We start from the raw sequence: 9,798 nt of genomic DNA, 5'->3' as shown, positions 1-9,798 counted from the left end.
GGGTAATTATTTGTAACAAACTGGTCAAAAGATTTAAAACACATATTAGAACAGTAGTTAAAAATACCTTTGAATACCTTATGTTTTTGGTGTCTTAAAAAAAGAAAAAAACAGGAGTATACTCTGATATTTTGTTCTTTAGAATTCAATATTCAACAACTGCCCTGTTAACTGTAATAGCTGAAGCTCTGCAATTTTAGCATCGTATTTTGCCGAATTCTTATTAGTTTCTGCCAAAATCAGATTGATCTGCGCCTGCCTGAATTCTATAGAAGTGATTTGTCCCAGTTTAAAACGCTCTTGCGAACGCTCAAAATTATTTTGATTTGTGATTACGTTCTGTTGCTGAATCTTAAACACGTTTAAACGGTTTTCATAATTTCCTAATGCATTGGCAATATCTCTTTTTACCTCTTTCTCTATCTGACTTTTTATAATTTCCTGATTATCCAATGCTATTTTAGCATTTTTTACTCTTGTGATTGTATTCCCTCCATCAAAAAGATTCCAGGTAAGGCTTACTCCCGCCCCTAATGTGTAGGTATCCGAAACATTGCCAGGAAAGAATGCTGAAGGCGGATTTCGATTTTCATTCCAGCCATATGATCCTGTTAATCCTATGCTAGGTAAATATCCAGATTTACTCACTTTAATATCATAATCACTAATTCGAATGTTACTTTCATTTTGTAAAAGCGTTATGTTATTCTCTGTCGATTTTGATAGATACTCCTCTAACTCCAGTTTTGGGATGAATTTTATAATCGTATCTACCTCAAATTCATATGTTAAGTCATTATCCAAAATTACATTTAGATCTCTTTTTGTATTTATTAGTTGTTGCCGTGTATTTAGTAAATTAATACTATCATTTGCGACATCTACTTCTGCATTAAGCACATTAAGTTTTGTATTCTGGCCATACTCAAACTGGTAATTAGATCTTAAAATACGTTCTTTCGAAATACGAAGTGTTTCTTCGAGAATTTCTACATTTTCAGACAGCCTGGCTACTTCGTAATATATAGAGAATAACTGCAAGATTGTATTTTCTATAGTTTCTCTGGCTTGTAATTTGGTAAGATTATATTGCTCTTTTAATCTCTTATAATTATAAAAACGCCCCAAACCATCAAATAACGTATAATTAAGATTTAACCCTGCATTATACCGTTGCGTTTCTGCATCTTCAATTTCAATATCAGAACGAGGCTCTCCCGTATTGGGGTTTATTGCTCCTCCAAAAGATGTTGTACTATTGGCAGATTGATAATTCGCTCCGGCATTACCCGTTAATGTAGGTAAATATCCAGAATTAAGAATTCCTTTATTATTTTTTGCCACAGCTATACTATTGGTAGCGATTAATATCCCAAAATTATTTTCTAAGGTAAGTCGTATGGCTTCCTGTTTTGTTAATTGCTGACTGATTACATGTCCAGAAATCAAAAACAGAAAGAACACTAATTTTAGCATGCTGCTACTCTTGCAATTCATGATGCTCTTCATTCTCTTCTTTTTGTTCTTTAATGGCGCGTTCTACTTCTTCTTTAGTGATCTTATTTCCGGTAACTAACCACTTGGTTCCTACTTTTACATTGTTACTAAACGATAAAAATAACGGTAACAGCAATAGGGTTAATACAGTCGCAAAACCAATCCCATAAGCAATAGAAATAGCCATAGGTTTTAAAAATTGTGCTTGCCTGCTTTTTTCTAATAATAAAGGGGCTAACCCGGCAATAGTGGTAAGTGAAGTAAGAAAAATAGCCCGAAAACGTGATCTCCCAGCCTGATAAATAGATTCATCAAAGCTCAACCCCTCCCGAAGATTACTATTAAACTTACCAATAAGTACCAAACCATCATTAACCATAATACCTATAAGAGCAATAATACCTAACATAGATAATATATTGATAGGAAAATTATGTGCCCAATGCCCTAAAGCCACTGCTGGTATACTTAACGGAATTAGTAACAAGAGTAGTAATGGCTGACTATAGCTTCTAAACGTAAATGCAATGGTTATATAAATTAATGCAAGCACAGTAAGCCCTACGGGTTTTAAAGACCCTAAAAGTTTACCTGCTTCTCTATTTTGCCCTTCATAAGAAGGTGTAACCGTTGGGTATTTAGAAATGATCTCAGGCATGGTCACCGTTCGAATTTCTTGTAATATATCTGTCGCACTGGTATTTTCTGCATCTTTTAAATCAGCAGAAATCTGTATTTCACGACGTCCTTCGAGGTGATTAACTGCTACATCACCTCTTTCTATGCTATAGGTTGCAATTTCATTAAGTGGTACTCGTTCTCCACTAATCGTAGTAATACGCATATCATCCAGATTAGATATCGAAGAACGATTATCTCTATCATATCTCACCCAAACTCTAATTTCGTCCTGTCCGCGCTGAAAACGTTGTGCCTGTACCCCAAAAAAACCTGCACGAACCTGCGTCATAATATCCCGAAGGTTTAACCCCAGTAAGTATGCATTTTCTTTTAACGCTATACGAATCTCTTTAATTCCTGCCGGATCATTATCGGTAACATCTTTCAATAATGAATTATTTACTAATGCTCCTTTTAGTTCTGCCTTGGCTGCTTTCAGCTCTGCTATATTATTTCCTAATAATGAAACTGAAACCGGTCTTCCTCCAAAATTACCTCCACTACCGTATACAAGGCTTTCTACACCAGCGACTTCTCCCATTTTTTTACTAATAAGGTTTGTAACCATAGCCGACCCTACTGCATCGGGACGTTCTTCTCCCGGTAGTAAATTAATTCTTAGTGAGGCCGAAGACGATCCTGGACCAATATTGGTAATCACATTTTTAAATAACTTCTTGCCTATATATTCGGGCCCTTTTAAATACTGTTCTGTTAATTCTTCATTAGTTTCCCAGGCTTTTTCTGCGATCAAAGAAATGATACTGTCTGTTATCTTTTCATTAGTTCCGTTGGGCATTTCCAGGTTTATTGATACTTGATCACTTGCGATCTGAGGAAAAAAAGAGGTTCTAACTATCCCTCCTCCTACAGTTCCTATAGTTAGAAAAAGAAGAACAATAAAAATAGAAAACGTAAAGAGTTTGTTTTCTAATGAAAACCGCAATGCCGGACTATAAATTTTGTCTCGCAGCCAACGCATGATAGCGTCTCCAAATGTATTGATATATCGTAATTTTGCAAATAGTTGTCCAATTCCTGTTTTAGGTTTTGAATCTTGTGGTTTAAGCGCTTTGGAATGTGCTAAATGGGCTGGTAGAATAATCAAAGCTTCGATTAGAGAAACTGTTAATGTAAGAATAACAACCACAGAAACTTCTCCAAAAAATTCTCCTATACGACCATCTAAAAACAAGAAAATACCAAAGGCAAGTATGGTAGTAATAATAGCAGAAATAATAGGTGGTATTACTTCCATAGTACCATCTATAGCTGCTTGTATCGGGGTTTTTCCTTTTTCGTAATGCTGATAGATATTTTCTGCGATTACAATACCATCATCTACCAGAATCCCAATTACGATGATCATTCCGAACAGGGATAATACATTTATAGTCACATCAAATGTACCTGCAAAAATAAACATCCCCAAAAAGGCTACGGGAAGTCCAAAAGCAACCCAAAATGCCAAGCGTGTATTAAGGAATAAGGATAAAAAAGTGAGCACCAGCAACATTCCGATAATAGCATTTTCTGTAAGAAGTTCTGTACGTTGTACCAGTGTAATAGATCGATCACTAATCACATTAAGTTGTACGTTATTATACTTCTGATTAAATTCTGATATGTATTCTTTTGTTTTTTCTGCTGAAGAAATAAGGTCTTCGGTATTTGTGCTTGTAATTTCGACATTAACAGCCAAATTTCCATTAAAATAAGTGGCATTAGCGGTTTCTGAAAAACGATCACGTATCTCTGCTACATCTTTAAGACGTATCACACTTCCCGAAGCATCTGCACGCACGATGAGGTTAGAAAGCTCATTGCCATAATACGAACGATTATTTGCCCTGATCAAATATTCTTCGGCGTCTGTTTTTATGGTTCCCCCGGTAGTTAGAATATTGGCTCTACTCACTGCCTGCGCTACTTCACTAAAACTAAGGTTATATGCAAGTAAGTTTTTTTCATTGATGGCGATTTCAATTTCTTCTGCAGGATAGCCAGTCACAGAAATCTGGGAAATTCCTTCTATCCCACGAAGATCATTTTCTACCTGTCGTGCAATCTCTTTGAGGGTAACCAATGGTATATTATCTCCGCTTATAGAAAAACTGATTGTAGGTCGAATCGCTTCTTGTTTTGCAACGACCAAAGGCTCCATACCTGTTGGAAATGAAGGCACACGATCTACTGCATTTTTTACTTCTAACAGCATGAAATCGATATTCTTTCCTTTTTCGATTTCAACATTTATTGTCCCGTTATTTTCTCTCGAAGTTGAAGTTACACGTTCTACCCCATCCAATCCTTTTAGGTTATCCTCTATCTTAAGTACAATCCCTTCTTCTACTTCTAATGGAGAAGCTCCCGGATATGTAATATTGATAATGATATTTTTGGAATCAATTAGTGGGAAAAATGAAGATTTTAAGGATAATGCTCCTACAACTCCAAATGCAAAAAATGCAAGTACAATCACATTTACCGCTACGTGATATTTAATAAAAAAAGCAATAATTTTACGCATCACTATTGTTTTTTGGCTGTATTAGCAGAACTATCCCTATGCACATTATTATTTCCTTTCTTTCCCTGGTAGATCTTTATCAGCATTCCTGCATATGCTCCCGGAACACTTTTGGATAAAATTATGGTCTCTTCGGGAACTCCCTTAAGCACTACTTTTTTATCAGAAAAATATACAGGTTGTACATCTATAATATCAAGAATACTATCTCTTACCACAAATATTTTATCTCCTTCCTGAAGCAATCCTCTTTCGATTTCGATGGCATTTTCTTCTTTCTTAGCATCAAGGTTGGCCTCGAGATACATCCCTTCTCTAAGTGATGGATCTGCTACTTCGATAAAAGTTGTAATGGTCTGGGTAGCTTGATTAACACTACTATTAATCCTGGACACTTTTCCTGTAAATGTTTTTGTCTTGTTAAGATTAGAAAGTTCTACCGATTCCCCAACACGAAGCAGGTCTCCATATTCCTTACCAATAGCAACCTGCATTTCATATACTTTGGTATCTATATATTCTCCTAATTTTTGTCCCTGCCGAATTAAAGTCCCTTCGGTGACCAGGGCTTCGGTAAGCACCCCATTAAAAGGAGCAGAGATGGTATATTTTGCCAATCGTTGCTCTAGATTTTTTACATTATAATAGGTGGTATAAATATTTCTTCCTGTTATAAAATATTTTTCTTTTTCTGAAGTAACTTCTGGTAACTTTGGTGTGGCTTTACTCATATCAAAAGTATTGAGATATCCTTGCCATTTTTCATAAATATCTGGATAATCCAATCGTAAATCCGGCATAATAGAGGTGACCAGGTTATATAAATTACTCTTGGCAGATTGCACACTAGCATAATATTCTGATGCATCAATTCTTATCAATGCTTGCCCTTTTTGATATTTTTGACCAGGTTTAAATAAGTGAGTTCCTCCTTTAAAAATCCCCTGAACTTCGGCATATAGCTCTAATCTTCTTTTTGCGGTTAAATTACCATTTGCTGCAATTTGAATAGGAATCGTTTTGTTTTTTACAGTATCTACAAAAACAGTTTTTATAACTTTTGCAGGTCTGGGTTTAGGTCTTTTTTTACTATCAATTATTTTGTTTGCAGCAAAATAAGCCGCCACAATTAAAAGTATCCCTAGAATTGAAAGTATAATTTTTCTCATAGTATATTGGTAACCACACTTTTTGTAGAATCGCTACAAAACTATCAACCACATGCTTGGGATGCAGTTAAAGAACTCATAAATGTTAGCATGAGAAGCTTTTACATTAGGAGATAGTGTGCCCTTTTTTCAAAACTTGAATAAACAACAATCTTTTGTTAAAGAATCATCAGGATCTTCTAATTGTGCTGGTACTAATGGAGGAAAAGGGCAAGGAATACCTTCTTGTCACAATGGTGATAAATTATTAGGTGAATTCTTCTTAAAAGGTGTTCTTTTTAAGAAGAATTCAATTATTTATTTTACAAATCCTCCTTATGCATTGTTTAATGCATCCATTTCTTCTTGTAATATCTCCCAATCTTCCATTAGCGAGGATAAGAGATCTTTTTTTGCCTGGTAATTATCAAAAAAGTTGGGTTGCGCAATCGTTTCATCATAATTGACTGCTAGTTCTACATCAATTTCTTTAATTTCTCTTTCGAGTTTATTGATTTTAGATTCTATATTACTTAATTTATTACTAAGCGATTTTACTTTTTTCTGATCCTGATAAGATTGCTTTGCGGTTTCTTTGGTATCAGAAGTTGTTTTCTCTTGCTTATCTTTCTTTTCTATATCTCTTAGATCATTTATTCTTTTTTCTTCTAAGTAGAAGTTTATATCACCAAGATATTCTTTGATTTTTTTATTCTTAAACTCATACACTGTATTGCTTAATCCTTGCAAAAAATCCCTATCATGCGATACCAAAATCAGGGTTCCATCAAAATTTTTCAAAGCTTCTTTTAATACATTTTTCGACTTGATGTCCAGATGGTTTGTTGGCTCATCCATCACCAATACATTAAAAGGTTGCAAGAGCATCTTACATAGTGCTAATCGGTTTCTTTCTCCTCCAGAAAGTACTTTTACTTTCTTATCTACTTCATCCCCTCTAAATAAGAAAGCTCCCAGCATATCACGAACCTTGCTTCGTGTTTTTTCGTCGGCCGCATGAATCATAGTATCATGAACGGTTAATTCTCCATCGAGATATTCTGATTGATTCTGAGCAAAATATCCTATCTGTACATTATGACCTAACTTAAATTCTCCTGTATACGGTATCTCATCGATAATAATCTTAGCCAATGTTGATTTACCTTGTCCGTTCTGACCTACAAATGCTATCTTAGATCCTCTCTCTACCAGTAAATCAATGTCCTTTAAAATTTCTTTATCCCCATAACTTTTGCCTACACCATCAGCTTCAATAACTACTTTTCCTGGTTGTACGCTTACAGGAAAACTAATATTCATTACTGCATTATCATCTTCATCGACTTCTATTCTATCAATCTTATCTAATTTTTTAATTAAAGATTGTGCCATAGCTGCTTTAGAAGCTTTGGCTCTAAACTTCTCGATTAATTTTTCGGTCTGTTCTATCTGCTTAGATTGGTTCTTTTGTGTGGCCAACTGTTGCTCTCTAATCTCTTTACGAAGCACCAAATATTTAGAATAAGGTTTGTTATAATCATAGATACGTCCCAAAGAGATTTCTATAGTTCTGTTGGTTACATTATCCAAAAACATTTTATCGTGCGAAACAATAACTACAACTCCGGTATAATTTTTTAAAAAATTCTCCAGCCAGATAATAGATTCTATATCCAGGTGGTTTGTAGGCTCATCTAATAGTAAAATATCATTATTCTGCAATAAAAGTTTTGCCAGTTCGATTCTCATTCGCCAACCACCAGAAAAGGTATCTGTAAGTTTATTAAAATCTTCACGAGCAAATCCTAGCCCCTGTAAAACCCTTTCTGTTTCTCCTTGATAGTTATACCCGCCCAGGATCTCATAATGATGTGTAAGATCACTTAAATCGGTAATTAGCTGGTTATATTTTTCACTTTCGTAATCTGTGCGTTCTGCTAATTGAGCATTAATTGCATCGATATCTCGTTCTGTTTTTTTAATTTCTATAAAAGCTTCATAGGCTTCTTCTAGAACTGTACGTCCAAATACAAAATCTATATCCTGCTTTAAAAAACCAATCTTCACCTCTTTATCCATAGCTATTTGCCCAGAATCTGGTTCTTGCTCTTTGGATAAAATCTTAAGCATGGTAGATTTTCCTGCTCCATTCTTTCCTATCAATCCAACTCGATCCCCCGCATTTAATCTGAAGCTTATTTCTTCAAAAAGGTACTCTCCTCCAAACGAAATCGATAAGTTATGTATGTTTAACATCTGCTTTTGAATATTTTGTGCAAAGATGATTAATTTTGCGTTAGAATAAAAACGCTCATGAACTTCTTAAAAGGAACAAAAATTTATAGCATCATAACTGGTAGTTGCCCTGTATGCCATGAAGAAAGTATGTATAAGGAATCTAACCCTTATAAACTAAGCCAAACTTTAAAAATGCAGGAACGTTGTAGTCACTGTGGCACCAAATACAAAATAGAACCTTCTTTTTTTTATGGAGCTATGTACGTGAGTTATCCTGTAGGGATTGCTTTTGCAGTTGCTGCTTTTGTGATTAGTAATCTTATTTTTAAGCTGGATCTAGTGGCTACTTTTATTATAATTTCTATAACGATGATTGTCTTTTTGCCTGTTATTTTAAGGTTATCCCGAAATATATGGATCAACTTTTTTATGCACTACAAAAAGCAAAAACGTTCTTCATAGGTTTTTATACCGTTTGCAATCTATTTCTTTATCTAAAGAAATTCCTTTTTCTATATGGTTATATAACTTTTTTGCCATAGTAGGAGCCAAAAGTATGCCTCTACTCCCCATACCATTTAGAATATGCATATTAGCATATCTGGCATGTGTTCCTATCAAAGGTCTTCGATCTCTAACTGTAGGGCGTATTCCTGCTACCTGATCTACTACTTCATAGGGTACTTTTAAAAATCTGTCCAGCTTTTTTTGCAATTCTTCCCTGGCAGTACTTGTTATTTCTGGAGATTTATCCTGGTTATTATATGTTGCCCCCACTTTATATAAATCCGCTCCCAGAGGAATAATAAATATCGAAGATTTTATCGCCTCCTTTTGTTTAAGAGCTTCAGACTTAATGATAATATATTCTCCTTTATTACCATATAATGGCAGGTCATTAAAAAATGGATTGTTTTTTACTCCATACCCCTCGGCAAACACAATATGTCTGCATTTTATTTCTTTATATTGAATATAATCTTTTGCTACGGTGATTTTATCATACTCAAAGGATTCATCAATCAAAATATTGTTCTCTCTTAGTTTTTTTGCATAAGCTGAAAGCATACTGCTGATATCAATTTTCCCGGTATGTTTTACTTTTCCATAATGAAATGGAATATCTAGTGCCGGATTGGTATTTCGGATCAATTCTGAAGAAAGAAATTCTCCTAAAATAGGTTTGTCACAAGCTTCAAACCAATTATTTTGCTCTTCTACAGCATTAAATCTACGTAATATCGGAAGTTCTGAAACTACCGTTTTCTGAAGTTTTGCTTCTACATTTTTATAAAAGGAAACCGCTGTTTCAATTTGCTGTGAGGCTTGCCAAGCCATCGTAAAGCGTTTTAAGATCACCGGATTATACAAGCCTCCCGCCACTCTTGATGATTTCTGTGAAGCGTCTTCGAAAACTACATATGATTTGTTATGACTTTCTAACTCTTCTACAAAAGATAATCCTGATAATCCCAATCCTACAACAATATAATCTAATTGCATTTAACTTCTTAATTTATGTAACTAGCAGTACTCATTATCAAATAATTTAATCGAAAAGATAGTTTGAGATGATAACCTAACTCATAAAATTGCTTAGATCAAATAGTTTCATGATCTCAAACCCATATTAACATGGTTCAAAAATAACAAAACGCCCAACTATAGTTGGGCGTTTCGTCTATTATTTATTGAAGAATA

6 protein-coding genes are annotated in these 9,798 nt (G+C 34.5%); 1 reads left to right on the top strand and 5 read right to left on the bottom strand.

The annotated features are described in order from the left end of the window. Positions 1 to 138: 138 nt before the first annotated feature. From ATO12_RS24360 to ATO12_RS24345, 4 genes are all read right to left on the bottom strand, one after another. Entirely contained in the window at positions 139 to 1,509 is a 1,371-nt protein-coding gene (locus ATO12_RS24360) for a TolC family protein (RefSeq protein ID WP_394331731.1), read from the bottom strand. After that, entirely contained in the window at positions 1,481 to 4,708 is a 3,228-nt protein-coding gene (locus tag ATO12_RS24355; RefSeq protein ID WP_034247667.1) for an efflux RND transporter permease subunit, read from the bottom strand. Before ATO12_RS24355 ends, ATO12_RS24360 begins: the two co-directional genes overlap by 29 nt. A gap of 2 nt (positions 4,709 to 4,710) precedes the next feature. Further along, positions 4,711 to 5,877: an efflux RND transporter periplasmic adaptor subunit gene (locus tag ATO12_RS24350; protein ID WP_034247665.1), complete on the bottom strand. Its 1,167-nt coding sequence runs from the start codon at positions 5,875 to 5,877 to the stop codon at positions 4,711 to 4,713. A 315-nt stretch (positions 5,878 to 6,192) separates the two neighbouring features. After that, the gene (locus ATO12_RS24345) at positions 6,193 to 8,115 is read right to left on the bottom strand and encodes an ABC-F family ATP-binding cassette domain-containing protein (RefSeq protein WP_034247662.1); all 1,923 of its coding nucleotides are present in this window, start codon (positions 8,113 to 8,115) and stop codon (positions 6,193 to 6,195) included. Between the two features lie 57 nt (positions 8,116 to 8,172). Between ATO12_RS24345 and ATO12_RS24340 the strand changes: the two genes are divergently transcribed. Then, complete coding sequence (locus ATO12_RS24340; protein WP_034247656.1) at positions 8,173 to 8,559, top strand: DUF983 domain-containing protein; 387 nt, start codon at positions 8,173 to 8,175, stop codon at positions 8,557 to 8,559. Here ATO12_RS24340 and ATO12_RS24335 read toward each other — a convergent pair. Next, entirely contained in the window at positions 8,554 to 9,600 is a 1,047-nt protein-coding gene (locus ATO12_RS24335) for an NAD(P)/FAD-dependent oxidoreductase (RefSeq protein ID WP_034247654.1), read from the bottom strand. The two genes, ATO12_RS24340 and ATO12_RS24335, sit on opposite strands and share 6 nt — an antisense overlap. Positions 9,601 to 9,798 lie beyond the last annotated feature (198 nt).

The organism is Aquimarina atlantica, assembly GCF_000626715.1.
In the GTDB taxonomy this organism is placed as follows: Bacteria; Bacteroidota; Bacteroidia; order Flavobacteriales; family Flavobacteriaceae; genus Aquimarina; species Aquimarina atlantica.
Note: the sequence above shows the minus strand (reverse complement) of the source record. Positions and strands in the feature narration are given on the sequence as shown.

Excerpts from the sequence above, each read along its gene's own strand:
- ATO12_RS24360 (WP_394331731.1), bottom strand. The coding sequence starts at position 1,509 with ATGAAGAGCATCATGAATTGCAAGAGTAGCAGCATGCTAAAATTAGTG.
- ATO12_RS24345 (WP_034247662.1), bottom strand. The coding sequence starts at position 8,115 with ATGTTAAACATACATAACTTATCGATTTCGTTTGGAGGAGAGTACCTT.
- ATO12_RS24355 (WP_034247667.1), bottom strand. The coding sequence starts at position 4,708 with ATGCGTAAAATTATTGCTTTTTTTATTAAATATCACGTAGCGGTAAAT.
- ATO12_RS24335 (WP_034247654.1), bottom strand. The coding sequence starts at position 9,600 with ATGCAATTAGATTATATTGTTGTAGGATTGGGATTATCAGGATTATCT.
- ATO12_RS24350 (WP_034247665.1), bottom strand. The coding sequence starts at position 5,877 with ATGAGAAAAATTATACTTTCAATTCTAGGGATACTTTTAATTGTGGCG.
- ATO12_RS24340 (WP_034247656.1), top strand. The coding sequence starts at position 8,173 with ATGAACTTCTTAAAAGGAACAAAAATTTATAGCATCATAACTGGTAGT.